The organism is Allonocardiopsis opalescens, assembly GCF_003002095.1.
Taxonomy (GTDB): domain Bacteria; phylum Actinomycetota; class Actinomycetes; order Streptosporangiales; family Streptosporangiaceae; genus Allonocardiopsis; species Allonocardiopsis opalescens.
This window is the reverse complement of sequence record NZ_PVZC01000007.1, coordinates 346835-372247: the sequence shown is the minus strand read 5'-3', so window position 1 is coordinate 372247 and position 25413 is coordinate 346835. Positions and strand designations below refer to the sequence as shown.

25 protein-coding genes are annotated in these 25413 nt (G+C 73.6%); 17 read left to right on the top strand and 8 right to left on the bottom strand.

The genetic code is table 11. The features are described 5' to 3' along the window. Positions 1-24 precede the first annotated feature (24 nt). The 5 genes from CLV72_RS23370 to CLV72_RS23350 all read right to left on the bottom strand — a co-directional run bounded on the left by CLV72_RS23370 (position 25) and on the right by CLV72_RS23350 (position 5438). The gene (locus tag CLV72_RS23370; protein WP_106250246.1) at positions 25-1251 is read right to left on the bottom strand and encodes an MFS transporter; all 1227 of its coding nucleotides are present in this window, start codon (positions 1249-1251) and stop codon (positions 25-27) included. Between the two features lie 29 nt (positions 1252-1280). Further along, positions 1281-2294 carry an ABC transporter substrate-binding protein gene (locus CLV72_RS23365; protein ID WP_106250244.1) on the bottom strand — a complete coding sequence of 338 codons (1014 nt, stop codon included), beginning with the start codon at positions 2292-2294 and terminating at the stop codon, positions 1281-1283. Beyond that, positions 2291-3082, bottom strand: coding sequence for an ABC transporter ATP-binding protein (locus CLV72_RS23360; RefSeq protein ID WP_106250241.1), 792 nt, complete (start codon positions 3080-3082; stop codon positions 2291-2293). The genes CLV72_RS23365 and CLV72_RS23360 overlap by 4 nt, the downstream gene beginning before the upstream one ends. A gap of 1 nt (position 3083) precedes the next feature. Further along, complete coding sequence (locus CLV72_RS23355; RefSeq protein ID WP_106250239.1) at positions 3084-4208, bottom strand: FecCD family ABC transporter permease; 1125 nt, start codon at positions 4206-4208, stop codon at positions 3084-3086. Between the two features lie 207 nt (positions 4209-4415). Then, complete coding sequence (locus CLV72_RS23350; RefSeq protein WP_106250235.1) at positions 4416-5438, bottom strand: glycoside hydrolase family 113 protein; 1023 nt, start codon at positions 5436-5438, stop codon at positions 4416-4418. Between the two features lie 454 nt (positions 5439-5892). Here CLV72_RS23350 and CLV72_RS23345 point away from each other — a divergent pair, with 454 nt between their 5' ends. The 10 genes from CLV72_RS23345 (at position 5893) to CLV72_RS23300 (ending at position 14373) form a co-directional block, all read left to right on the top strand. Continuing rightward, positions 5893-6675, top strand: a complete 783-nt coding sequence (locus tag CLV72_RS23345) for an ABC transporter ATP-binding protein (protein ID WP_211303059.1) — start codon at positions 5893-5895, stop codon at positions 6673-6675. 2 nt (positions 6676-6677) lie between these two features. Continuing rightward, a complete protein-coding gene (locus CLV72_RS23340; RefSeq protein WP_106250233.1) occupies positions 6678-7517 on the top strand; it encodes an ABC transporter permease in 840 nt (279 codons plus the stop codon). A gap of 34 nt (positions 7518-7551) precedes the next feature. Continuing rightward, complete coding sequence (locus tag CLV72_RS23335; protein ID WP_106250231.1) at positions 7552-8592, top strand: ABC transporter substrate-binding protein; 1041 nt, start codon at positions 7552-7554, stop codon at positions 8590-8592. A 45-nt stretch (positions 8593-8637) separates the two neighbouring features. Next, positions 8638-9783: an FAD-dependent oxidoreductase gene (locus tag CLV72_RS23330; protein WP_211303057.1), complete on the top strand. Its 1146-nt coding sequence runs from the start codon at positions 8638-8640 to the stop codon at positions 9781-9783. A 14-nt stretch (positions 9784-9797) separates the two neighbouring features. Beyond that, positions 9798-10397 (top strand): amino acid synthesis family protein, encoded by a 600-nt coding sequence (locus CLV72_RS23325; protein WP_106250230.1) that lies wholly within the window; start codon positions 9798-9800, stop codon positions 10395-10397. Between the two features lie 43 nt (positions 10398-10440). Then, positions 10441-11199 carry a class II aldolase/adducin family protein gene (locus tag CLV72_RS23320; RefSeq protein ID WP_106250227.1) on the top strand — a complete coding sequence of 253 codons (759 nt, stop codon included), beginning with the start codon at positions 10441-10443 and terminating at the stop codon, positions 11197-11199. Positions 11200-11250: 51 nt separating this feature from the next. After that, positions 11251-12183, top strand: a complete 933-nt coding sequence (locus CLV72_RS23315) for a 3-hydroxyacyl-CoA dehydrogenase NAD-binding domain-containing protein (RefSeq protein WP_106250224.1) — start codon at positions 11251-11253, stop codon at positions 12181-12183. Positions 12184-12188: 5 nt separating this feature from the next. Next, positions 12189-13022, top strand: coding sequence for an alpha/beta fold hydrolase (locus tag CLV72_RS23310; protein WP_106250222.1), 834 nt, complete (start codon positions 12189-12191; stop codon positions 13020-13022). A gap of 73 nt (positions 13023-13095) precedes the next feature. Next, positions 13096-13548 (top strand): YbhB/YbcL family Raf kinase inhibitor-like protein, encoded by a 453-nt coding sequence (locus CLV72_RS23305; protein ID WP_106250220.1) that lies wholly within the window; start codon positions 13096-13098, stop codon positions 13546-13548. A gap of 42 nt (positions 13549-13590) precedes the next feature. Beyond that, complete coding sequence (locus CLV72_RS23300) at positions 13591-14373, top strand: IclR family transcriptional regulator (RefSeq protein WP_211303056.1); 783 nt, start codon at positions 13591-13593, stop codon at positions 14371-14373. 26 nt (positions 14374-14399) lie between these two features. Here CLV72_RS23300 and CLV72_RS23295 read toward each other — a convergent pair whose 3' ends face one another. After that, positions 14400-15407 carry an aldo/keto reductase gene (locus tag CLV72_RS23295; RefSeq protein WP_106250217.1) on the bottom strand — a complete coding sequence of 336 codons (1008 nt, stop codon included), beginning with the start codon at positions 15405-15407 and terminating at the stop codon, positions 14400-14402. Positions 15408-15639: 232 nt separating this feature from the next. On the opposite strand from CLV72_RS23295, the gene CLV72_RS23290 reads away from it, so the two are divergent. Then, positions 15640-16503, top strand: coding sequence for an LLM class F420-dependent oxidoreductase (locus tag CLV72_RS23290; protein WP_106250214.1), 864 nt, complete (start codon positions 15640-15642; stop codon positions 16501-16503). 54 nt (positions 16504-16557) lie between these two features. Here CLV72_RS23290 and CLV72_RS23285 read toward each other — a convergent pair whose 3' ends face one another. After that, positions 16558-16962 (bottom strand): winged helix-turn-helix transcriptional regulator, encoded by a 405-nt coding sequence (locus tag CLV72_RS23285; RefSeq protein WP_245930394.1) that lies wholly within the window; start codon positions 16960-16962, stop codon positions 16558-16560. Positions 16963-17057: 95 nt separating this feature from the next. Here CLV72_RS23285 and CLV72_RS23280 point away from each other — a divergent pair, with 95 nt between their 5' ends. Then, positions 17058-17915, top strand: coding sequence for an SDR family oxidoreductase (locus tag CLV72_RS23280; RefSeq protein ID WP_106250212.1), 858 nt, complete (start codon positions 17058-17060; stop codon positions 17913-17915). A 134-nt stretch (positions 17916-18049) separates the two neighbouring features. Here CLV72_RS23280 and CLV72_RS23275 read toward each other — a convergent pair whose 3' ends face one another. Then, positions 18050-18466, bottom strand: coding sequence for a hypothetical protein (locus CLV72_RS23275; RefSeq protein WP_106250210.1), 417 nt, complete (start codon positions 18464-18466; stop codon positions 18050-18052). A gap of 191 nt (positions 18467-18657) precedes the next feature. On the opposite strand from CLV72_RS23275, the gene CLV72_RS23270 reads away from it, so the two are divergent. The 5 genes from CLV72_RS23270 to CLV72_RS23250 all read left to right on the top strand — a co-directional run bounded on the left by CLV72_RS23270 (position 18658) and on the right by CLV72_RS23250 (position 25398). Beyond that, positions 18658-19845, top strand: a complete 1188-nt coding sequence (locus tag CLV72_RS23270) for a sensor histidine kinase (RefSeq protein ID WP_245930393.1) — start codon at positions 18658-18660, stop codon at positions 19843-19845. Then, complete coding sequence (locus CLV72_RS23265) at positions 19842-20444, top strand: response regulator transcription factor (protein WP_106250206.1); 603 nt, start codon at positions 19842-19844, stop codon at positions 20442-20444. The genes CLV72_RS23270 and CLV72_RS23265 overlap by 4 nt, the downstream gene beginning before the upstream one ends. A 168-nt stretch (positions 20445-20612) precedes the next feature. Then, positions 20613-21848: a right-handed parallel beta-helix repeat-containing protein gene (locus tag CLV72_RS23260; protein ID WP_106250204.1), complete on the top strand. Its 1236-nt coding sequence runs from the start codon at positions 20613-20615 to the stop codon at positions 21846-21848. Between the two features lie 547 nt (positions 21849-22395). Continuing rightward, on the top strand, positions 22396-23913 hold the full coding sequence (locus CLV72_RS23255) for a family 43 glycosylhydrolase (RefSeq protein WP_106250202.1): 1518 nt from the start codon (positions 22396-22398) through the stop codon (positions 23911-23913). 90 nt (positions 23914-24003) lie between these two features. Continuing rightward, the gene (locus tag CLV72_RS23250; protein WP_106250200.1) at positions 24004-25398 is read left to right on the top strand and encodes a glycoside hydrolase family 43 protein; all 1395 of its coding nucleotides are present in this window, start codon (positions 24004-24006) and stop codon (positions 25396-25398) included. Positions 25399-25413: the final 15 nt, after the last annotated feature.

Genomic DNA, 25413 nt, shown 5'->3' with positions numbered 1-25413 from the left:
CGTCCCGGGCGCGGCACCGCCGTGTCAGGACGCGGCGTCCGCGCGGCGGAAGCGGCGGCTGCCGGGGGCGAGCGCGGCCGCTGCCGGGGCGGCGGCGCACACGGCGGCGCAGACCGCGAGCACGGGCACCGCGCCGAAGGCGCCGACGGCCGGCGCGATCAGGGCCAGCCCGACGGGGGCGAGCCCGTAGGAGACCAGGAAGTCCAGTGACGACACCCGGCCGAGCAGCCGCGGTTCGACCTCGCGCTGAGTGGCGGTGAACCACGGCACGTTGAACAGCTCGATCCCGGCGCCCACCAGCGCGTAGGCGGCCACCACCGCGGCGGGGTGCACCGGGAGCAGCAGGCTGAGCGGGGCCAGGCCGTAGAGGGCGAGCCCGGTCAGCGCGGCCCAGCCCTCCGAGCGGGGGCGCCAGCGCGCCATCAGCACGGCCCCGGCCAGCGCGCCCGCGGTGTAGGCGGTGAGGGCGGCGGCGAGCACCAGTTCGGTGCCGTAGCGGTCCCGGCTCACCAGCGGCAGGATGACGCCGGTGGCGGAGTAGCCGGTGGCGATGACGGCGGTCAGCGCCCCCAGGCCGGCCAGGAACCACGGGTGGCGGCGCGCTTCGCGGACCCCCTCGGCGAAGGCGCCCAGGCCGGCCGCCGGTGTCTCGCCGGCCGGCGGGGCGCCCGCCCCGCGCGGCGGCAGCAGGGCGGCGGCCAGCCACAGCGCCGCGGTGCCCAGGATCAGCCCCGGGCTGCCGACGACGGTGGACAGCAGCGCGCTCAGACCGGGGGCGAGCAGCACCGTGCCGCGCACCGCGAAGGTGATCGCGGCATTGGCGGCCTGCCGCCGCTCGGGAGCGACCACCTCGGCGGTGAGCGCCTGGAAGGCGGCCCGCGACGCGCCCTGCCCCGCACCGACGACCGCGGCCGCCACCGCCATCAGCGCCAGCGAGCGGCCCAGGCCGGCGGCGATCAGCGGGGTGGCCAGCGCCGCCGCCAGGCCCGACCACAGCACCACGGCGCGGCGGGAGTGGCGGTCGGCCAGCACCCCGCCGACCGGTACGGCGACCAGGAAGCCGGCCGTGCGGGTGGCCAGTACGACGCCCAGCTCGGCCGGGGACAGCGACCGGTCCAGGACGGCCAGGCCCAGCACGAAGGGCAGCGCCCAGATCGACAGCCCCGACGCCGTGGTGCCCGCCCACAGCCGCAGGAACCGGGAGTCCCGCAGCACCGCGCGGTCCGGCGCCGCGCCCTCGGCCCGCCGCATCGGCTCGGCCTCCCCTTCCGTCGACGCGGTCAGCCCTGGTGGTCGCGCAGGTACGCGGCGAAGCCCTCAAGGCCGTCGATGATGCGCGGCCCGCTGATGGCCTCGTTGTAGTCCAGCACGTAGAAGGCGTCGTCGCGCACGGCGGGCAGGTCCCGGGTGACCGGCGAGGTGCGCAGGAACTCGATCTTCTCCTCGGCGGGGAGGTCGCCGTAGTCCAGCACGATGATGATCTCGGGCTGGGCGTCCACCACCGGCTCCCAGCCGACCTGGGTCCACCGGTCGTCCAGCTCGCCGAAGATGTTCTCGCCGCCGGCCCGCTCGATGATCTCGTGCGGCGGCACCTGGTTGCCGCCGGTGAAGGGCTGGTCGGTGCCGGAGTCGTAGAGGAAGACGCGCGGGCGCTCGCCCTCGGGCACCTGCTCCTCGACGGCGGCCACCCGCTCGCGCATGTCGGCCACCACCTCGGCGGCGCGGTCCTCGACGCCGAAGATGGCGCCCATCCGCTCCAGGTCGGTGTACAGGCCCTCGAAGGGGGCGACCTCCAGCGGGTGGCCCGGGTAGTTGTAGCAGGACTCGCTGTGCATGAAGCTCTGGATGCCCAGGCCGTCCAGGATCTCGGGCGTGATGCCCCGCTCGTCGCTGAAGCCCGACTGCCAGCCGGCCACCACGAAGTCCGCGCCCGCCTCGGTGACGAGGTCGCGGTTGAGCAGGTCGTCGCTGAGCATCTCCACCTGGGCGTACTCCTCGGCCCAGGGCGACTCCTCCACCGGCGGGTTGGCGGGCGGCATGACGTAGCCGAGCACGGAGTCGGTCAGGCCGAGGACGAACATCTTGTCGGCGCTGCCCGCCTCGTAGACGACGGCGCGCTCGGGGCGGGTGTACTCCACCTGCTCGCCGCAGCGGCCGACGGTGACCGTCTCGGCGGCTCCGTCATCGGCGACCTGGGCGCCGCAGCCGGCCAGCAGCACGGCGGACGCCGCGATCGGGAGCGCGCGCAGGCGCCGGGGGAGCGGGCGGGGCGTCGTCTTGCCGGTGTGTGTCATGGTCGGCTCTCTGTGCGGACGGCGGTCGGGAGGGAGTAGAGCACCTGCGGGGCGCCGGTCAGCGGATGCGGCACCACGCTGGTGCGCACCCCGAAGACCTCGTGGATCAGCTCGGGTGTCAGCACCTCGTGCGGCGGCCCGGCCGCGACGAGCGCGCCGCGCGACAGCACCACGACGCGGTCGCAGGCGGCGGCCGCGAGGTTGAGGTCGTGCAGCACCACCAGCACGGTCGGCCCGGCGCTGCGCAGCAGCGCGAGCAGTTCGACCTGGTGGCGTATGTCGAGGTGGTTGGTCGGCTCGTCCAGCACCAGCACGGACGGCTCCTGGACCAGGGCGCGTGCGATGAGCACCCGCTGGCGTTCGCCGCCGGACAGGGTGAGCACGCCGCGCCGGGCCAGGTGCAGCACGTCGAGGCGGGCCATCGCCTCCGTGCACAGCTCCCGCTCGCGCCGGCTGAGCGGCTGGTTGCCGTCCAGGTGCGGGGCGCGGCCGAGGGCGACCAGCTCCTCGACGGTGAAGTCGAGGTCGGTGCCGGCCTCCTGGGTGAGCGCCGCGACCTGCTGCGCGCTGTCGCGCAGGCTCAGCGCGGTGATGTCGCGGCCGTCGACCAGGACGGCGCCCGAGGCGGGGCGCAGCGCCCGGTAGACGCAGCGCAGGGCGGTGGACTTGCCGCTGCCGTTGGGGCCGACCAGCGCGACGACCTCGCCCTCGGCCGCGGCCAGCGACAGCTTCTCGACCAGGGTGGCGCCGTCGATCTCGACGGAGACGGCGTCCAGTCGCAGCCGCATGTCAGCGCCCTCCGAACAGGTAGCCCCTGCGGTGCATCAGCACGATGAAGACCGGCACGCCCACCAGCGCCGTGATGACCCCCAGCGGCAGCTCGCGCGGCGCCACCAGGGTGCGGGCGACCACGTCGGCCCAGACCATGAAGACCGCGCCGACCAGCGGGGCGATGGCGAGGACGCGGGCGTGCGCCGCGCCCACCGCGATCCGCACCAGGTGCGGCATGATCAGCCCGACGAAGCCGATGGCGCCGCTGACGGCGACGATCGCGCCGGTCATCAGCGAGGTGAGCACGAACAGCCGCCGCCGCACCGCCGAGGTGTCCACGCCCAGGCTGGCGGCGGTCTCGTCGCCCAGGGCCATCACGTCGAGCGCCCGGGCGGAGCGGCGCAGCAGCAGGGTGCCGGCCAGCACGACGACGGCGACCACCGGCAGCGAGCCCCAGGTCGCCGCGCCCAGCCCGCCCATGGTCCAGAACAGCACCATCGTGGTGGCCTCGCCGTCGGGCGCCAGGTAGATGAGCACGCTCATCAGCGCCTGGAAGCCGTAGGCCATGGCCACGCCGGTGAGGACCAGGCGCAGCGGCGTCATGCCCATCCGGCTGCGCGAGACGGCGTAGACCAGCGCTGACGCGGCCAGCGCGCCGAGGAAGGCGCCCGCTGACAGGGCGTAGACGCCGAGGGCGGCCAGCGCGCCGAAGACGACCACCACGACCGCGCCCACCGAGGCGCCCGAGGAGACGCCGAGGACGAAGGGGTCGGCCAGGGCGTTGCGCACGATCGCCTGGACGGCCACCCCGACCGCGCTCAGCCCCGCCCCCACCGCGACGGCCAGCAGCACGCGCGGGGTGCGGATCTGCCAGATCACCTGGTAGCCGGCGAACTCCTCCGCCGGGATCACCCCGCCGGTCAGCGCCGCCCACAGGTACCGCACCGTGTCGGCCGGCGGCACGGACGAGGGGCCGAGCCCGATCGCCAGCACGACCGACACCACCAGCACCGCCAGCAGCACGGCGACCGCCGCGGCCAGGCCGGCCGGCGAGACCGTCCGGCCGGCCCGCCCCTGCCCGGCGGCGGGCCGGGCAGGGGCGGGCGGCGCGGCGGAGCCGGGAGGCGTCGGGGGAGACGACACGTCGTTACCCGCCTTCGAGAAGAACGATAATCATTCTCGAAGATCGTAGCGCACCGACCTGTCCGGTTCGGACGGGTACGACCCCGTTCGGCCGGTCCGTCCGCGCCCACGCGCTCGAATAACGATAATCAGAATCGTTGCCGTGGTCGAGGGGTACCGGTGCGGGATCGGCCCTGGCCGGGGCCTTGCGGTGGCGGGGCCGCCGCCTCAGGCCAGGGCCAGGGCGCGGTAGCGCTCGGCGAGGGCGGTGAAGGCGGCCTTGGGCTCCCACGGCATGCCGGGGTAGGCGGTGCCGGTCGTGCCGTCGAGCACCTTGACGAGCCCGTAGGACGCGGCGTCCAGGTCCGCTCGGGGGCCCGCGCGGTGCGGCAGGTTGTAGGAGGCGAAGGTGCACCAGAACGCGGTGTCGACGCCCGCCTCGGTGAAGACATCCAGCAGTTCGCGTGCGTAGGCCGCCTGCTCGGCCTCGTCGCGGACGAGCTCGCCGGTGAGGCGGACCGCCGCGGCGCCGTCCCACTCGACGACGAACATGCCGCGTGCGCCCAGGTCGGCCGCGCCCCGGAATGTGGTGCAGCCGAACTCGGTGATCGCCACCGGCTTGCCCTGGGCGGTCAGCGCCCGGACGGCCTCGGGGAAGCGGTCGGCGACCTCGGCCGAGCGGTAGAGGTCGGCCGCGACGAAGTCGAAGGGCGTCCAGTCGACCTGCTCGGAGGGCAGCGCGGCGTAGGTGACCCTGCCGCCGAAGCGCTCGCGCACGGTGGCGGCGGCGCGGGCGAGGAAGGCGTTGAGCCGGGCCGGCACGTCGGCGAGGGCCGGGCGCAGCCGGGCCGGGTCCGACAGCAGCGCCAGCCGCTCGGCGAGGGTGTCGCCTGGCAGGAAGCCCTTGGCCATCAGGGTCAGCTCGGCGCCGGTCACCATGACCACCTCGCCGCCGCGCCGGCGCAGCCGCTCGGCGCGCTCGGCGCAGTCGGCGAGCAGGTCCAGCAGTTCCTCGGCGTCCAGGTCGTTGGTGAACGGGGAGAACCAGACCTCCAGGCCCGCGTCGGCGGCGTGGGCGGCGGCGGTCTCCAGCCGGTCGGGCAGCCCGCCGGTGACGCGCACGGCGGTGCAGTGCAGGTCCTCGCGGATGACGCGCATCTCGCGCCGCACCCGCTCGGGCTCGAAGGGCTCGTGGGTGGTCGCCCCCTCGCTGATGAACCCGGTGTCGTAGGTGATACCTCTGCCGCGCACGGCCGCCGCCTCTCCGCTGTCGGGACGGGGCGGCACGGATTCCGTCCGCCCCAGTTACGGTACTGAGCGTACCCTAATGCTCCTTGAGGCTGGATAGCGGGCATGGCGAATTCGGCACTGCTCGTACCGAAGAGAACAGGGAGGAGAGGGTGCCGGCCCGTCCGGCCAGGGCGGCGCCGTGCCCGACCGGGTCGGTCCCGGGAAGCCGGTGGACGGGGCGCGGCGGCGCGGCCGCCGGCGTGAATACGCACGGTGATCTTCCCGGGCGCACGCTGCGCTTTTCCCGTTTCCGGCCGATGACATTCGTGTGACCAGCCGCTTTTCCGCAGAAGAACCCTTGACACCCTCAGAACTGGATCTTAGCGTTACAGCATCTGATAGATCATTATTAGATGTTAATAATGATCTCGGTTATTGGTGTGCGCCTCCCTCCAGCACCGAGAGGACCGACCGCATGCAATCGCGACAGATCTCCGCCGAGGGCGTGCGGATGCGCTTCGGCAGCGGGTCAGCGGCCCAGACCGTCCTCGACGACCTCGACCTCACCATCCGGCCCGGCGGATTCGTCACCCTGCTCGGCCCGTCGGGGTGCGGCAAGAGCACCCTGCTGAAGATCCTCGGCGGCATCCTGGAGCCCACGTCAGGCCGGGTCCTGATCGGCGGCCGGCCGGTCCGCGACGCCGTCGGGGACCGCCAGATCGGGCTGGTGCCGCAGCGCCCGGCCCTGCTGCCGTGGAAGACCGCCCTGGAGAACGCGGGCCTGCTCCGGCAGATCGCCACCGGGGCGCGCGGCCGCACCGAGACGGCCCAGGCCGCGGAGCGCGCCCTCGCCCTGGTCGGCCTGGCCGACGCCCGCGGCAAGCTCCCGCACCAGCTGTCGGGCGGTATGGCGCAGCGCGTCTCGATCGCCCGGGCGCTGGCGATGGACCCGGCGATCCTGCTGATGGACGAGCCCTTCGGCGCGCTCGACGCCATCACCCGCGACGAGATGAACGAGAAGCTCGCCGAGATCTGGGCGGCGACCGGGAAGACGATCGTCTTCGTCACCCACTCCATCTCCGAGGCGATCTTCCTGTCCGACACCGTCCACGTCATGGGCGCGGATCCCGGCCGCGTCGTGGAGACGCTGGACATCGAGCTGGCCCGGCCGCGGACCCGCGAGGTCTTCGCCGACCCCCTCTTCGCCTCCTACTCCGGCCGGCTGCGCTCCCTGCTCGAACCGAAGGCGGCGGTGTGACCATGGCGACCGCGACCGGAACCGCCCGTACCCCCGCCCCCGCCGCCCCCGAGCGCCCCGACCGCCCGGGTCCGCGCGCCTGGCTGTCGGCCGTGTGGCCGAGCGCGCTGGTCCTGCTGGCCGTGCTGGTGCTGTGGGAGCTGGCCGCCGTCGCCTTCGGCGTCTCCCAGTTCGTGCTGGCCACGCCGAGCGCCATCGCCGCCGAGACCTGGGCCTCGCGGGAGCTGCTGCTGGCGGCCGCCTGGGTGACCACCCAGGAGATCGTCTACGGCTTCGCGATCAGCATCGCGGTCGGCGTGCTGCTCGCGGTGCTCATCGCCCGCTTCCACTGGCTGGACCGCGCGCTCTACCCGCTGGTGGTGCTCTTCCAGGTCGTCCCCAAGGTCGCCCTGGCCCCGATCTTCATCCTGTGGTTCGGCTACGGGCTCACGCCCAAGCTGCTGCTGGTCGTCGTGATCGCGTTCTTCCCGATCACCCTGAACATGCTGGTCGGCCTGAAGAGCATCGACTCCGACCTGCTGCTGCTGATGCGCTCGGTCGGCGCGACCCGCAACCAGATCCTGCTGCGGGTCCAGGTGCCGACCTCGCTGCCCTACCTGTTCGCCGGGCTGCGCATCGCCATCACCCTGGCCGTCATCGGAGCGGTCGTCGCGGAGTTCGCGGGCGCCTCCGACGGGCTGGGCTACCTCATCCAGTTCGCCTCCACCCAGCTCGACACCCCGCTGATGTTCTCCGCCCTCATCCTCGTCTCGCTGCTCGGCCTGGCCCTCTACTACGGCATGTCCCTGGTGGAGATCGCGCTGGCCCGCAGGTTCCCCCACATCCGGGCCGACGTGCGGTAGCACCCGCGCGGCCTCCCCATCTTTGGAGCACACCATGCCCGAGCCCCGCAGACCCCGCGTCCTGTCCGCCGTCTCCGCCCTGTCCGCCCTCTGCCTGCTCGCCGCCTGCGGCGGGGGCGGACAGGACGGAACCGACTCCGTCACCGTCCAGCTCGACTACCAGCTGCGCGGCAACCACGGCATCTTCCACGTCGCCGAGGAGCTGGGCTACTTCGCCGAGGCCGGCATCGAGATCGAGGACATCACCCTCGGCAGCGGCTCCCCCGACGCGCTGCGGATCGTGGGCACCGGCCGGGCCGACTTCGGCTTCGCCGACCTGCCCTCGCTGGTCACCGCCCGCTCCCAGCAGGTGCCGGTGCGGGCGCTGGCCGCCGTCAACCAGGTCTCGCCGCTCGGGCTGTGCACGCTGGGCGACAACCTCAGCCTCCAGGCGCCCGGGGACCTGGTCGGGCACACGGTCGGCGTGCACCCGGCCGGCTCCACCTACATCTTCTACGAGGCGCTGCTGGCCGCCAACGGGGTGGACCGGGCGGGCATCGAGGAGGTCACCGTCACCCCGCCGTACGAGAACTACCTGATCGAGGGCCAGGTCGACGCGGTGATCTGCTACATCGACGCCGAGGTGCCGCAGCTGGAGGACGCCGCCGGCGGCGAGGGCTCGCTGAGCATCCTGCTCGGCTCCGACCACGGCTACGACGCCTACGGCTCCGGGCTCGTCACCAGCGACCAGATGATCGCCGAGGACCCCGAGCTGGTGCAGCGCTTCACCGACGCCTACCTGCGCGCCTTCGCCTACGTGGTCGACAACCCCGAGGAGACGGCGCGGATCCTGGCCGAATCCGCCCCCGAGCAGGCCGACAACGCCGACCTGTTCCTGCGCCAGCTCCAGGCCGACATCGACCACACCTTCACCAGCGAGACCACCGAGGCCGCCGGCCTGGGCGCGATGGACGAGGAGCGGTGGACCGCCACCGTCGACACCCTCGCCGAGCAGGGCGTACTGGACGGCCCCGTCGAGGTGGCCGACGTCTACGACCCCTCCTTCACCGAGACCCACCACGCCGAGAACGGCTAGCGCGCCGCTGCCAGGCGGGACAGAGCCGACAGAAGCGGAGAGCGAATGGCATCCCCACAGCGCACGACGGCCCGCCGCGCCGAGATCTCCGGAGCGGGCTTCGCCGGGCTGACCGCCGCCACGGCGCTGGCGCGGCGCGGCTGGACGGTACGCGTGCACGAGAAGGCCGCCGAGCTGCGCGAGCAGGGCGCGGGCATCGTGCTGTTCCACAACAGCATCAAGGTACTGCGGTCCATCGGCGCCTATGACGACGTGCTGGCGGACTCGATGACCCCGCCGTACTACGAGACGCGCCTGCACGGCGCCAGCGTCTCCCACGAGGACTTCGGCGGGCTCCCGTGGCGGACGATGACCCGCCCGCACCTGCACCGCTGCCTGCTGGCGGCGGCGCGGCGCGCGGGCGTGGAGATCAGGACCGGCTCGGAGGTGGTCGCCGCCGACCCGGAGGGCGCCGTCACGCTCGCCTCCGGTGAGACGCTCCGCGCCGACCTGGTCGTGGGCGCTGACGGCGTCCGATCGGCGGTGCGCGACTCCATCGGCTTCGAGCAGGAGCGGTCCCGCTCCCGCGACGGCATCATCCGCTTCCTGGTGCCGCGCCGCCGCGCCGAACTCGGCCCCGGCGAGTGGGACAACGTCATCGACTTCTGGAACCTCGAACCGCGCTATCTGCGCGTGCTGTACGTGCCGTGCAACGACCGCGAGCTCTACATCGCGCTGGGCGCCCCCCGGGCCGACGAGCAGGGCAGCCGCACCCCCATCGACCTGGACCTGTGGACCTCCGCCTTCCCCGAGCTGACCCCCGTGCTGGAGGCCGCCGCGGTCGCCGAGGACCCCCGCTACTACGGCTACCAGACCACCGTGCTGCGCAGCTGGACGCGCGGGCGCGTCGCCCTGGTCGGCGACGCCGCGCACGCCATGTGCCCCGCGCTGGCCCAGGGCGCCGGCACCGCGATGGCCAACGCCTACACGCTCGCCGACGCCGCCACCCGCGCCGAGCCCGGCGCGGTCCCCGACGCGCTGCCGGAGTGGGAGCGCCTGGAGCGGCCGATCACCGACCGCTGCCAGCACCGCTCGGCCGAGTACGCCGCCACCCGGCGCATGTCGGAGGGCAACCAGTTCGACGCGGTCAACCTGGAGACCGCCGTGTACGACCCGACGGACCCGCACCGGCACGCCGCCGGGCGCAGCTGAGAGGAGACACGAGGGTGAGTGCCGCAAGCGCCGTCGAGGACGGCTACCGGGTCCGCCGCTGGGTGGGCTTCGTCGAGGAGATCGCGCACGAGGGCGGCCCGGTGCCCGGCGAGCCGCTGGTCAAGGCCGCCTGCGGCGTGGTGATCGCCAACCCCTTCGCCGGGGGCTACACCGAGGACCTGTCCGCGCTCACCGCGCCCAGCGCCGCGCTCGGCACCGAGTTGGGCCGCCGCGCGGCCGCGCTGCTGGGCCGGCGCGAGGTGCACAGCTACGGCAAGGGCGGCATCGCCGGCACCGCCGGCGAGCAGGAGCACGTCGTCGCCTGCGTCACCACCGTCTTCGGCGACGCGCTGCGCGCGGCCGTGGGCGGCGGCGCGGCCTGGATCTCCTCGGCCACCAAGACGGCGTCGGCGGGCACCGCCATCGACATCCCGCTGGCCTACAAGGACGAGCTGTACGTCCGCTCGCACTACGACGCCGTCACCCTCGCGGTCCCCGACGCGCCGCGCCCTGACGAGCTGCTGATCTGCGTCGCCGTGGCCAGCGGGGGCCGGGTGCACCAGCGCGTCGGCGGCCTGAGCCTGGCCGAGGCCCGCGCCGCCGCACGCGGATGACCCCGCACCGCCCACCCACCGCTTGCACCAGAAAGGCCGCACGATGCCGCACAGCGACGCGCTGTACAGCCAGGACGACTCCATCGCCACCGTGCTCGAACAGGTGGCCCGCGCCCACCGCATCCTGGAGATGGAGGGGCACGGCGACATGTCCATGGGCCACCTCTCCTACCGCGACCCCCACGGCCGCGGGCTGTGGCTCAAGCGCGGCAACCTCGGCCTGGAGGAGGTGACCGGCCGCGACTTCATCCTGATCGACTTCGACGGCCGGGTGCTGGAGGGCCAGGGGCTGCGCCACCTCGAATGGCCGCTGCACGCCGAGATCATGCTGGCCCGGCCCGAGGTCGCGGTCGTCGGCCACTCCCACCCCTTCTACTCCACCGTCTTCGGGGCCACCGGCGCCGAACTGGGGCCCTACATCAACCACGCCGTCTGGTTCGCCCACCACGGCGTGCCGCGCTTCGCCGAGACCAGCCACATCATCACCACCCCGCAGCTGGGCAAGGCGCTGGCGCGCACCCTCGGCCCGGCCGAGGCGGTGCTGATGGCCAACCACGGGGTCTCCTTCGTGGGCCGCGACGTCCGGGAGGCGACGCTGGCCGGGATCTTCCTGGAGAAGGCGGCCCGCGCCCAGCTGGCCCTCGCCTCCTCCGGCCTGGCGCACCACCCGCCCGGCGCGGAGGAGAGCGTCGAGAAGTACGACGTGATCTACCCCGACCGGGCCAAGAACAATTTCTGGATGTACTTCAACCGCAAGCTCGACGCCCAGGAGGCGCGCCAGGGCGGGCCGCAGCCCCGCTAGGCCGCGGCGCCGACCGCTCACCCAGTCCCAGCACGAGGAAGGCACGTCAGCATGAGCGTCCCCACCACCACCGCCGTCATCGGCTCCGGCACCATGGGCCCCGGCATCGCCGCCCTGATGGCCCGGTACGGCTCCACCGTCCGGCTCAACGACGTCAGCGCCGAGGTGCTGGAGCGCGCCGCGGGCGCGCTGGCGATCGCCGAGTCCGTCCTGGACCGGCTCGGCGTCCCGACCACCCCCGGCGGCTCCGTCAGCTGCGAAGCCGACCTCGCCGCCGCGCTCGACGGCGCCGACCTGGTCATCGAGGCGGTGCCCGAGAGGCTCGACCTCAAGCGCGCGGTGCTGGCCGAGATCGAGGCCGCGGTGCGCGACGACGCCGTCATCGGCACCAACACCTCGGGCATCCCCGTCTCCGAGCTGGCGGCGGACATGGCGCACCCCGAGCGGCTGATCGGCATGCACTGGTCCAACCCGCCGCACGTCATCCCGATGATCGAGGTCATCCCGGGCGAGCGCACCGCCGAGGGCGTGCGCGACGCGCTGGTCGAGACCGTGCGGGCGATCGGCTACGAGGCGGTGGTGGAGAAGGAGGTCCCCGGCTTCGTGGAGAACCGGATCCTCTACGCAATCCTGCGCGAGTGCCTGTCGCTGGTCGAGCAGGGCGTGGTCTCCCGGCAGGACCTGGACACCTGCGTCAAGTGGGGCATCGGCTACAAGCTCGCCGTCATCGGCCCGATGCGGCTGCTGGACATGGCCGGGCTCGACATCTACGAGTCGGTCGCCGGGTACCTCAACCGCGAGCTGTCCACCGAGGCGGGCGTCTCCCCGCTGGTCACCGAGATGACCGGGCAGCGGAAACTCGGTATGAAGACCGGCGGCGGCATGTACGCCTACGGCGAGGGCGATGTCGCCGCCAAGCGCGCCGACATCATCGCCGGCCTGATCACCGTGCGGCGGGCGCTCTCCGACACCACCCCGGTCTGACGGCGATGCCCGAGCATCCCGAAACCCTGGCCGACCTGCGCACCGTGCGCGTCGGCGGGACCGAGCTGTGCGTACGCGACCGGGGGAGCGGCCCCGCCGTGGTGCTGCTGCACGGCACCACCGGCAGCCTCGGCGTGTGGGACGCGGTGGTGGCGCACCTGGGCGGCGCCGTCCGCACCGTCGCCGTCGACCAGCGCGGCCACGGCCGCAGCGGGAGACCCGCGAGCGGCTACGGCGCCGACGAGTACACCGCCGACCTGCTCGGGCTGATCGCCGAGCTGGACTGCGGCCCGGCCGTCGTCTGCGGCCACTCCCTCGGCGCGCGCAACGGCGTGGTCGCGGCGGCGCGCGAGCCCGCCGCCGTACGCGGCGTCGTCGCGCTGGACTACACCCCGTTCATCGAGCGGCGGGTGCTCGACGAGCTGGAGGCGCGGGTGCGCGGCGGCGACCGGGTGTTCGCCTCCGCCGAGGAGGTGGCCGGCTACATCCGCGGCCGCTACCCGCTGATGCCCGAGGACGCGGTGCGCCGCCGCGTCGCCTACGGCTACACGCGCGAGGCCGGCGGCTACCGGGCGCTGGCCGACCCCGCCGCCATGGTGCGCACCGTCGAGGGGCTGCGCCGCGACTTCGCCGAGGAGACCCGCGCCGTCGCGGTGCCGGTCACCCTGGTGCGCGGCGCGCTCAGCAGGCTGGTGTCGCCCGACGCCTTCGCCGCGACCAGGCGGCTCCGCCCCGACCTGCGCGCCGTGGAGCTGCCCGGCGTCGACCACTACGTCCCCGAGGAGGCGCCGGAGCGGGTGGCCGGACTGATCAGGGAAATGGTCGGGGCCGCGCCCTGAGAAAGGGCTCCCGGCGCATGGGAGCCGCCGACCGGGCGCATTCATGGAGCCGAATCGAGCAAGGAGGAGAAATATGGGACTGAACATCAAGGACCTGGCGGTCTCGTCACCGGATTTCGCATTCGGCGAGCGGATTCCGGACGCCCATTCCGGCGCCGCGGGCACGCCGCCGGAGCTGGAGATCACCGGGGTGCCCGAGGGCGCGGTGGAGCTGGCCGTCATCGCGCACGACCCCGACGCCCCGCTGCCGCAGGGCTTCACGCACTGGACGGTCTACGGCATCGCCCCCGCCGACGGCCGCCTCGACACCGGGAGCGGCACCGTGCGGGAGGGGCCCAACGGCATCGGCGCTCCCGGATACACCGGCCCGCAACCGCCGCCGGGCCACGGAATCCACCACTACTATTTCTGGGTCTACGCGCTGAGCGCGGCCGTCGCGGGCGAGCCCACCCGCGAGGAGTTCCTCGCTCGGTACGCCGACCGCATCATCGAGCAGAACCGGGTCGTCGGGACCTACTCCGCCTGAGCCGCCGAGCGGGCGGGCGACCGGACGAGGAGACGAGGCGAAGTGGCGCAAGCGCGCGGGCGGACGCCGGGCGTCGACAGCGCGAGGCGGGCGCTGAAGGTGCTGCTGCTGTTCTCGGAGCAGTCACCGCAGCTCACCGTGGAGGAGATCGCACGCGACGTGGGCATCTCCACCCCCTCGGCCTACCGCTTCGTCTCGCTGCTGCGCGAGATGGAACTGGTGCAGGAGAACGGCGGCGGCACCTACGTGCTGGCGCCGCGCGTGCTGACCCTCGCCGAGAGCGCCGAGCAGACCATGCGGATGTCGCACCTGCTGCGGCCGCTGGTGGAGCGGCTGGCCTCGGTCACCGGCGAGGCGGCGCTGGTCATCCGGCGCGTCGGCGACTTCGCCACCTGCGCCGAGATCTGCCAGACCGAGCGCTCCATCCGGCTGTCCTTCCGCCCCGGGCAGATCATGAGCCTGCACCGGGGCGCGGGGCCCAAGGCGCTGCTGGCGGGGATGGGCCCGGAGTGGGCGGCCCGCTACTTCGACCGGCTGGAGCACCGGCCGCCCGAGGGCGAGCGGGAGTCGGTGCTGGCCGAGCTGCCGCTCATCGCCGAGCAGGGCTGGTCGCACAGCGCCTCGGAGGTCGACGAGGAGGTGTGGGCGGTGGCCGCGCCGATCAAGGTCGCCAGCAAGGTGGTCGCCGCCGTCACCGTCGCGGGGCCGCAGTACCGCATCGACGAGGAGCGCGGCGCCCGGATCCTGGCCGAGGTGGTCCGCGGCGCCGCCGACGTCTCCGCCGAGCTGAGCAGCTGGCACCCCGGCGCGGCCGAGCGGCCCTGAGCCGCCGCGCCGGGGCGCCCCGGGGCTCAGTACCGGCCGGCGCGCCCGTCGACCCTGGTGGCGGCCTCGCCGAAGACCCAGGCGTCGGGCTCGCACTGGGCGATGAAGTCCGAGGGGAAGCCCGCCTCGAAGGCGGCCGCCGCGTTCAGCCGCTCGACCGCCTCGCCGGGCAGGACCAGTTCGGCGGCGCCCAGGTTGTCGCGCAGCTGCTCGGCCGTGCTCGCGCCGATGATCGGCGCCACGGCGGGCGACCGGGCCCGGATCCAGGCGATCGCCACCTGCGAGGCGGTGGCGCCCAGCTCGTCGGCGACTTCCAGCACCGCGCGGGCGGCGGTGTGCTCGCGCTCGCCGAGGGAGTCGGCGGCGACCCGGGTGTCCGCGGGCACCGCCCCGCCGCGCGAGAACTTGCCCGAGAGCACGCCGCCGGCGAGCGGGCCCCAGGCCGCGAAGGTCAGCCCGAGGGCTTCGGCCACCGGGATCAGCTCGCGCTCGGCATCGCGCTGCAGCAGGCTGTAGGGCGCCTGCACCGCGACGAACGGGGACCAGCCGCGCCACTCCGCCAGCGTGTTCGCCCGGGCCACCACCCACGAAGGGGCGTCGGAGATGCCCACATAGAGGATCTTGCCGGAGCGCACCGCGTCGTCCAGCGCGCGCATGGTCTCCTCCAGCGGGGTGTGGCGGTCCCACAGGTGCACCCAGAACAGGTCCAGGTAGTCGGTGCGCAGCCTGCGCAGGCTCCGCTCCAGCGACAGGGTGAGGTTCTTGCGGTGGTTGCCCGCCGCGTTCACGTCGCCGCGGTCGCGGGAGAGCGTGTACTTGCTGCCCAGCACGAAGCGGTCGCGGCGGCCCTGCAGCAGCTCGCCGAGGACCGCCTCGCTCTCCCCGTACGCGGACGCCGTGTCGACCATGTTGCCGCCGGCCTCGGCGTAGGCGTCGAGGATGCGGCGGGAGCCGTCCACGTCGCCGAAGGTCATCGCGCCGAGGAACAGTTCCGAGACGCGCAGGCCGGAGCCGCCCAGCAGTCGGTAGCGCATGGAGTCAGAGTCTCTTTCGGTCGGGACCCGGCCGCGCCCTGGGCGCCGCCCGGTCGGGTACACGCCGAAGCCTAGGGCGCGGCCGGATCGGCGCGCCCGGCCGGTCCGCGGTCCGGTCCGGCGGGCGGCGACACGCTCAAGGGGGGATCGGCGAGTCCTTCCGCGCCGGGCCGATCGGGTGAAGGCTTGCTCACGGAGGGCCCGACAGGAGGTCCTCAGAACGGGAGAGACCGTGCAGATCAGTATTCACGTCCCGAACTTCAAGGTGCCCGGAGGGGACGCCGACCTCGGGCGGGTGCTGGGGGAGTCGGCCGCGATCGCCGAGGAGGCGGGCTGCGCCTGGTTCACGCTGATGGACCACTGGTTCCAGATGGAGCAGCTCGGGGGTGCCCCCGAGCCCATGCTGGAGGGCTACACCTCGCTGGGCTACGTCGCGGCCAGGACCCGCCGCATCCAGCTCGGCCTGCTGGTCACCGGGGTCACCTACCGGCACCCCGGCCTGCTGGCCAAGATCGTCACCACGCTCGACGTGCTGTCGGGCGGCCGGGCGATGCTCGGCATCGGCGCCGCCTGGTACGAGGAGGAGCACGCCGGGCTGGGCGTGCCCTTCCCGCCGGTGGCCGAGCGCTTCGAGCGCCTTGAGGAGACGCTGCGCATCTGCCTGCAGATGTGGAGCGACGACGACGGGCCCTTCGAGGGCACCCACTACCGGCTGGCGCGGACCGTCTGCTCGCCGCGCCCCCTCCAGTCGCCGCGCCCGCCCATCCTGATCGGCGGCGGCGGCGAGAAGAAGACGCTGCGGCTGGTCGCCCGCTACGCCGACGCCTGCAACCTCTTCGCCGCGGGCACGGAGGCGGTGGCGCACAAGCTCGACGTGCTGGCCGCGCACTGCGCGGACGCGGGACGCGACCCGGCCGAGATCAAGAAGACCCTCCTCAGCCAGTGCGACCCGTCCGCCCCCGACGACTTCCTCAGGGAGATGGAGTCCTACGCCAAGCTCGGCATCGACCATGTCGCGGTGATGCCGGGGAACGACCCGGTCGGCTACGCGACCGAACTGGGCGAGAAGGTCATCCCGCGCCTGTCCCAGATCTGACCGGGGCCTGACGCGCACGGCGGGCCGGCGGCGAAGCGCGCCGCCGGCCCGCCGCTAGCCCTCGTCGCGGCGGTAGGCGTCGCGGGCCCGCTCGACCTCGCGGGTGGACGCCTGGAGCAGATCGGCGAGGCCGCGCAGGTGCTCGGCGACGCGGGCGCCCAGCGGGGTGAGGGAGTACTCCACCCGCGGCGGGATCGCGGTGAGGACCCGGCGGGAGACCATGCCGTCGCGTTCGAGGTGCTGGAGGGTCTGCGACAGCATCTTCTCGCTCACCCCCTCCACCCGGCGGCGCAGCGCGTTGAAGCGGTAGCCGCCCTCGGCCAGCGCCAGCAGCGCCAGCGACGCCCATTTGGAAGTGACGCCCTCAAAGGCGCCGCGCGAGGTGCAGTCGCGGGCGAAGACGTCGGAGACCAGCGCCTGGGAGGGGCCCGGCTCGGGCCCGACGCGGTCGTTCGTCACATCCGCAGCCTAACCCACCCACTGCGGGACTAAACTGCGCTGTGCTTTAGTTAGTGCTTTCCGTCAGAAAGCACAGCGAGAGATGAGGTCTGCCCATGCCTGCCTACGCGGTCACCGGAGCCAGTGGTCCCTTCGGCCGTCTCGTGGTCGAGAGCCTGCTGGAGCGGGGCGTGCCCGCCGCCGATATCGTCGCGGTCGCCCGCACCGAGGCGAAGGCCGCCGACCTGGCCCGGCGCGGCGTCGAGGTCCGCCAGGCCGACTACTCGCGGCCGGACACCCTCCCGCCGGCCCTCGCCGGGGTGCGGCGCCTGCTGCTGGTGTCGGGCAACGAACCGGGCAGGCGGCTCGCCCAGCACCGCGCGGTGATCGACGCGGCCGCGGCGGCCGGCGTCGAGCGCCTCGCCTACACCAGCGTCCTGCGCGCCGACACCACCGCCAACCCGCTCGCGCCCGACCACAAGGCGACCGAGCGGGCCCTGGCCGCCTCGGGCCTGCCCGCCACCGTGCTGCGCAACGGCTGGTACATCGAGAACTACACCGACGCCGTCGACCGGTACCTGGCGCACGGGGAGATCGTGGGCGCCGCGGGCCAGGGCCGCGTCTCGGGCGCCACCCGCGCCGACTACGCCGCCGCGGCGGCCGCCGCGCTGACCGGCGACGAGGGCGGCACCACCGTCTACGAACTGGGCGGCGCGCCGTTCACCTTCACCGAGCTGGCCGCCGCCGTCACCGCGGTGACCGGCACCGAGGTCGCCTACCGCGACCTGTCCGCCGCCGACTACGCCGCCGTGCTGCGCGCGACCGGCATGGACGCCGGCACCGCGGAGTTCGTCGCCTCGATCGACGCGTCCATCGCCCGCGGCGAGCTGGAGACGGGCAGCGAGGACCTGCCCCGCCTGCTCGGCCGCCCGGCCACCCCGCTGGCCGAGGCGATCCGGGCGGCCCGGGCCTGACCCGCGGCGCGGGAGGGCCCGCCGGCCGTCCTCGGGCGGCGGACCCTCCCGCGCCGGCCGCTCGCCGCGCCGCGGTCGGCCGGCACGGCGGCGGGCCCCCGATTCCCGTTCTCCGCTGCGGCGCACCGCGGGGCTCATCCGCCGAACTCGGTACGGCGGCGCAGCATGACGGCGAGCATCAGCGGCAGCATCAGCACATGCTCGACCAGGTGCATGGTGTCGGCGGAGAGGAGGCCGAGCCACAGCACTGGGAAAAGCGCGACCGGCGGCAGGAACATCACACCCGACATTTCCAGGGTGCTCGCCCAGCCGTGGCCCCGGAAGCGCATCCACACGACCATTCCGACCGCCATGTCGAAGGCCATTTTCAGTGATGCGAACTCGGGCGACGCGGGCAGGTCCAGCCCGGTGAGGGCCAGGACGCCCTCCGTTGCCAAGCCGAGGACGACCATTCCGACCAGCATCGCGGCCACCATTTCGGCGAAATGGCGGATGAAGTGCCAGGTTCGAGTGCGGGTGGAGTGCTGCCGGACCTGCTGCTGCGTTTCCATGACGGCTCCTTCGGCCAAGGGGCGGACGTTCTCCCGCCGTTTCCTGATCCGAACGATGGCCGAGTGCGGCGGCCGCCGGTAGCGCCGAAACCGCACCGGCGCGGATGCGTCCGTCACCGGTCCGCATGACAGATGTCATTTTCCGAGTTCGGCGGGGTGTGGGGCCTTTGCGCGGCTGCCACAATGGCGGCGTGCGAGAGCGAGAGCCGGGACTCGTCCGGTTCCGGCGCTACACCTGGTGGAGCGTGCCGGGGACCGCCGTGACCTGCCTCGTCGTGTTCGTCGGCGAGTGGATCGCCGACCCCGACGTGCCCGTCCCCGCGCGGGCCGCGTCGGCGGCCGCGCTGCTGGCCACCGCGGTGGCGAGCGGGGTGCTGCTCAGCCGCCGGCTGGCGCCGGCCCGGTCCGGCGAGCCGCCCGGCCGCCCGCCGCTCGGCTGGCTGGCCGCCGGGGGAGCGGGCGCGGCGGTGCTCGGCGCGGTCCCGCTCGCCCTGGGCAATTACGGCCTGTGGGCGGTGGCACCCGCGATCATGGTCGCGATCGCCGCCGCCGTCCTGCCGCCCGCGCGGCGGCGGGTGCTGCTGGGCTGCGCGGCCGCCCTCGCGCCGGTGCCCGGCGGCGCCGCCAGTCTGGCCGCCGACGACGGGCAGGTGCTGTACGCCTCGCTGTTCCCGCTCGGACTGCTCGTCTTCTCCTGCTGGGTGACGCTCGGGCCGCTGTGGGCCTGGGACGTCGCCGCGCGCCTGGACGAGGCGCGGCGGATGTCCGCCGAGCTGGCGGTCAAGGACGAGCGGCTGCGCTTCGCCGCCGACCTGCACGACATCCAGGGCCACCACCTCCAGGTCATCGCGCTCAAGAGCGAGCTGGCGGCCAGGCTCGCCGCGGCCGACCCGGCGCGCGCCGCCGCGGAGATGGAGGAGGTGCGGCGGCTGGCCGCCGACGCGCTGCACGACACCCGCGCCGTGGTGCAGGGCTACCGCAGGACGACCCTGGACGAGGAGATCGCCAACGCCACCCGGGTGCTGGCCGCCGCCGACATCGACGCCCGGACGCACCTCGATCCCAGCGGCCCCGGCCGCCTCGCCGAGTCGAGCCGGCACCTGCTCGGGCTGGTGGTGCGCGAGGGCACCACCAACGTCCTCCGGCACAGCCGCGCCCGGCACGCCGAGGTCGACTACCGCGTCACCGGCGGCACCGCGCGCCTGCGGATGAGCAACGACGGTGCGGCCGGCCGGTCCGCCGGCCCGCCGGGCAGCGGGCTGCGCACCCTGGCGGAGCGCCTGCACGCGGCCGGCGGCGAGCTGACCTGGGAGCACGACGGCGACCGCTTCACCGTCGCCGCCACGCTCCGGGCCGACCCGAACGGGGGACCGGAATGATCCGCCTGCTGCTCGCCGACGACGACGCCCTGCTCCGCAGCGCCCTGGCGGCGCTGCTGCGGCTGGAGGACGACCTCGCCGTGCTGGCCGAGGCGGCCACCTCGACCGAGGCGGTGCTGCTGGCGCGCGAGCACCGACCCGACATCGCCGTGCTCGACCTGGAGATGCCGCCCGCCGACGGCCTGCGCGCCGCCGAGGAGATCAGGGCCGAGCTGCCCGCCAGGATCATCCTGGTCACCCGGCACGCCAGACCGGGCGTGCTGCGCCGCGCGCTGGCGGCCGGCGTCAGCGGCTTCGTGCCCAAGACGACCCCCGCCGCCCGCCTGGCGGAGATCATCCGCGATGTCGCCGCCGGCCGCAGGTACGTCGACCCCGACATCGCCGCGTCGGCGCTGACCGAGGACGCGTGCCCGCTCACCGACCGGGAGCTGGAGGTGCTGCGGGCGGCGCGCACCGGCGCCTCGGTGAACGAGATCGCCGCCCAGGTGCACCTGGCGCCCGGCACGGTCCGCAACTACCTGTCGGCGGCCATGGCCAAACTGGAGGTGGGCTCCCGGCACGCCGCGGCGCACCGGGCCTGGGAAGAGGGCTGGATCTAGGCCCCCGCGCGGGCGCCCGGCGCGCTCGCGGCGCCGAGGCGGCGCCTTTCGGACCCCTTGACGGTGATGGCGCGAAATCGTAGCGTCACCGGAAAGCGCTTTCCCCCGGCGCTGGCCGGCGCACCGGACCCAGGCGCTCCATGTCGGCCGACGAAAGGTACGAACACCATGCGTTCTCACCCAGGGAACCGAGGCCGGACGGTCCGCGCGCTGTGGCGCGGCCTCGCGGCGGTCGCGCTCGCCGCCGCCGTGGCGGCCGCGGGTGCCGGAGCGGCCGCCGCCGCCCCGGCCTGGTCGCCGGCCGCCGCCGGAGAGCTGTTCGTGGCGCCGAACGGGAACGATTCCGCGCCCGGCACCCTCTCCCAGCCGCTGCGCACCCTGCAGCGGGCGGTCGAGCTGGCGACCCCCGGCACCACGATCCAGCTGCGCGCGGGCACCTACGCCCCGAGCACCAACATCCGCATCCTGAAGGACGGCACCGCCTCGGCGCCGTACACCATCACCGCCTACCGGGGCGAGAACGTGGTGCTGGACGGCGAGAACATGCCGCACACGCCCGCGCCCGTGGACGGCAGCATCCCCAACATGGAGCGGGGCGTGCTGCACATCGAGGCCGACTACTGGCGGATCGTCGACATCGACATCATCCGCGGCCCGTACGGGATCTTCTGCCGCGACTGCAGCAACAACGTCTTCGACCGCCTCACCACCCGCGACAACTACGAGTCGGGCCTGCACATCCAGGCGGCGTCCAGCAACAACCTGGTCAGCAACCTGGACAGCCACGGCAACCGCGACCCGCGCAACAACGGCGAGAGCGCCGACGGCCTGGCCATCAAGGAGGGCTCCGGCTCCGGCAACGTGGTGCGCGGCGTGCGGCTGTGGAACAACTCCGACGACGGCTTCGACGCCTGGGAGTTCCTGTCGCCGATCACCGTCACCGACTCCGTCGCCTGGGGCAACGGCTTCAACCGGTGGAACCTGCCCGACTACACCGGCGACGGCAACGGCTGGAAGATGGGCGGCGGCGACGAGGACCTGCCCGCCGCGCACGTCGTGCGCAACTCGATCGCCTTCGACAACGCCGTCGGCGGCTTCATCGACAACTCCAACCCCGGCGCGCTCAGATTCGAACGCAACACCGCCTGGCGCAACGGCGGCACCGGCTTCGACGTCGCCGACGCCGACGCGGTGGTGGCGGGCAACCTGTCGGTGGCCAACGCCCGGGCCGTCTCGCTCGGCTCCTCCAGCAGTTCGGGCAACTCCTGGGACATCGGCGGCAGCTGGCCGCTGGCCAGTACGAACAGCTCAGTGATCACTGGGCCGCGCACGTCCTCGGGCGCGATCCCCTCGTCGAACTTCCTGCACCCGGCCAGCGGTGCCGCCGTCGGCGCGCGCATCTAGGCCGTACGAGCCGCGCTCCGGCGGGCCGCACTCCGACGGCGGCCCGCCGGAGCGCTCCACGGCTCCGTACGCGGCGCGGCGCCCGACGGGCCCGCGCCGTCCGTCCGGAGCACGGACCGCCGAGCACCTCCGGCGGTCCGCGCCACAGGCGGTCCGCCGCCGCGCCACGCAGCGGCGGCGGACCGTCCCGGCAGCGTGCGCGCAGGGTACCGAGTCGATCACTGTGCGGTCCGAAAACTTTCGAGAAGCCCTTGACGCACTGAAATGTTAGCGCTAACACTGTAGTCCACGTCACAGTGCGACGGCCTCGCCGCAGTGGCCGGTCCCGCCCGGGTTCCGCCGCCGGGGCGGCGCGCAGCCGACGTGGAGCACCCCGCAGCGACCATCCGACCCCCGCCCGGCACCGCCCGCCCCGGACGCCTCGCCCCCCGGTGCAGAGCGCGGGTGCCGCTCCGTCCGCCCCAGACCAGCACGATTTCGAGCACCCTCCACGCACCGGAATGTTAGCGCTAACATTCCGTCCGCCCGAACCCCCATCGGGAGCATCATGAGCACCAGAACCCCGGCGGCCCGTCCGCCCTCGAACCCCTGGCCGCTGCGCGCCGGCCTCCTCCTCGCCCTACTCGCGCTGCTGCTCGGCGGCGGCACCGCCGTCGCACCGCAGCAGGCCTCGGCGGCACCGGTGATCGACCCGAACGCCTACTACGTGCTGGTCAACCGGCACAGCGGCCTCGCGCTGGACGTGTACGACCTCGCCACCGAGGACGGCGCCCGGATCGCGCAGTGGACCCGCAACGACGGCGCCTGGCAGCAGTGGCAGTTCGTGGAGTCCGGCGACGGCTGGTACCGGCTGCGGTCCCGGCACAGCGGCCGGGTGCTGGACGTGGCCGGCTCCTCCACCGCCGACGGCGCCGGCATCGTGCAGTGGAGCGACCAGAACCGGGCCAGCCAGCAGTTCCGGCTCGCCGACTCCGGCGACGGCTACGTGCGCCTGATCAACCGCAACAGCGGCAAGGCGGTGGACGTGTACGAGTTCTCCACCGCCAACGGCGGCCAGGTCGTGCAGTGGCCGGACCTCAACGGCGCCAACCAGCAGTGGGAGCTGGTCGAACTCGACGCCGCGGGCAGCTTCACCAACCCGATCAAGCGCAACGGCCCCGACCCGTGGCTCCAGTACCACGACGGCTACTACTACCTGGCCACCACCACCTGGAACTCCACCATCACCATGCGGCGCTCGCGGACCCTGGGCGGCCTGGCGAGCGCGCAGGACACCACGGTCTTCGACCTGTCGGGGCGGCCCAACGGCTGCTGCAACATGTGGGCGCCGGAGTTCCACCTGATCAACGGACCCAACGGCCCGCGCTGGTACCTCTACTACGTGGCCGGGCAGAACGTGTCCGACTTCAACCCCACCCAGCGGCTGCACGTGCTGGAGAGTTCGGGCACGAACCCGATGGGCCCGTACACCTTCCGCGCCGACCTCGGCAACACCTGGGAGCTGGACCCGAGCATCCTGCGGGTCAACGGCAACCTGTACCTGCTGGGCAGCTACATGGACAACGGGACCCAGAGCCTGTCCATCACCCCGCTGAGCAACCCGTGGACCATCAGCGGCGCCCGGCGGACCATCAGCCAGCCCACCCTGGCCTGGGAACGGCAGACGCACCCGGTGAACGAGGGCGCCGAGCCCCTCTACCACAACGGCCGCACCATGATCGTGTACTCCGCCAGCGCCTGCTGGGGGCCCGACTACAAGCTCGGCCTGCTCACCCTCACCGGCTCCGACCCGCTCAACCGCTCGCACTGGACCAAGCACCCGCAGCCCGTCTTCCAGCGCAGCGACGCCAACGGGGTCTTCGCCCCCGGCCACAACGGCTTCTTCCGCTCGCCCGACGGCACCGAGGACTGGATCGTCTACCACGCCAATGACTCGGCGAGCGGCGGCTGCGACATGAACCGCTCCACCCGGGCGCAGCGCTTCACCTGGAACGCCGACGGCACCCCGAACTTCGGCACCCCGGTCCGGACGGGGGTGCAGCTGCCGGCGCCGTCCGGCGAGTGACCGGCGGATCCCCACGGTGAGCCCCGCGGTCCGGCGGCCCCCCGTCCGCCGCCGGACCGCGGCCCTCCGAGCAGACGAAAGGCATCGCTGATGCTCGAACGCCGCACCTTGCTGAGCCTGGGAGCATCCTCGCTGGTCCTGGCCGGCCTCGGCACCGCGCCGCGGGCCGCGTCCGCCGCCCCGGCCCCCGCCTACCAGGCCTACGTGATGGGCTACTTCACCGAGTCCCCCTCGCGGCTCGGCGACGACTACGGCCTGCACCTGGCGGTCAGCACCGACGGGCTGCACTGGATCCCGCTCAACCAGAACGAGCCCGTCGCCACCCCGACCGCCGGAACGGGCGGCCTGCGCGACCCCTTCATCATCCGCAGGCAGGACGGCGGCTTCGCCGTCATCGCCACCGACCTGCGCGGTACCGACTTCACGCAGCAGAACCAGTACATCCACGCCTGGGACTCCGCCGACCTGCGGTCCTTCACCGGCTACCGGCGGCTGCGGATGCACGGCATGCCCACCCACACCTGGGCGCCCGAGGCATTCTGGGACGCGGCCCGCGGCCGGTACGGCATCATCTACTCCGCCAACAGCGGCGGCCGCGACGCGCTGTGGGTCAACTACACGGCTGACTTCGTCACCGTCTCCCAGCCGCAGCTCTTCTTCGACCCCGGCTTCAACGTCCTGGACGGGACGATGCACGTCACGCCCAGGGGAAACTACCTCTACTACAAGAGCTTCGCCGACGGGCGGCTCTACGGCGCGCGCTCGGCCACCCTGGACCCGCGGTCCTTCGACAGCGGCACCTACACCTCCGGCGTCATCAGCGGCGGCATCGAGGCGCCGATCGTCGCCAAGGCCAACGACCGCGACGAGTGGTTCCTGTGGGGCGACTCCTTCTCCCCGGTCAACGGCGAGTTCTACGTGTGGCGCAGCACCGACGTCGCCGCGGGGAACTGGTCACCGCTGTCCAAGGCCGAGTACACGCAGCCGCTGAACGCCAAGCACGCCACCATCGCACCGATCACGGCGGCCGAGCACGCCGCGCTGCTGGCCCGCTGGGGCGCGCCCGCCTGGAACCGGATCAAGTCCTACAACTTCCCCGACCACCTGATCCGGCACGCCGACCACACGGCACGGATCGATCCCTACCCCTTCGACCCCTACGCCGACGCGCAGTGGCGGCTGGTGCCCGGCCGCGCCGACGCGTCGGGCCTGTCCTTCCAGTCGGTCAACCTGCCCGACCACTTCCTGCGCCACTCCGGCCACGTCCTGGTGCTCGCCCGCGACGACGGCTCGGCCGCCTTCGCGGCCGACGCCACCTTCCACCGCGTCCCGGGCCTGGCCGACTCCGCCTGGACCTCGTTCCGCTCGCACAACTTCCCCGACCGCTACATCAGGCACTCCGGCTACCAGCTGCGCACCGACCCCGTCACGACCGGGTCCTCCGCCATGGACCGGCAGGACGCCACCTTCCAGATCGGCCACTAGACCCCCGGGCGGCCA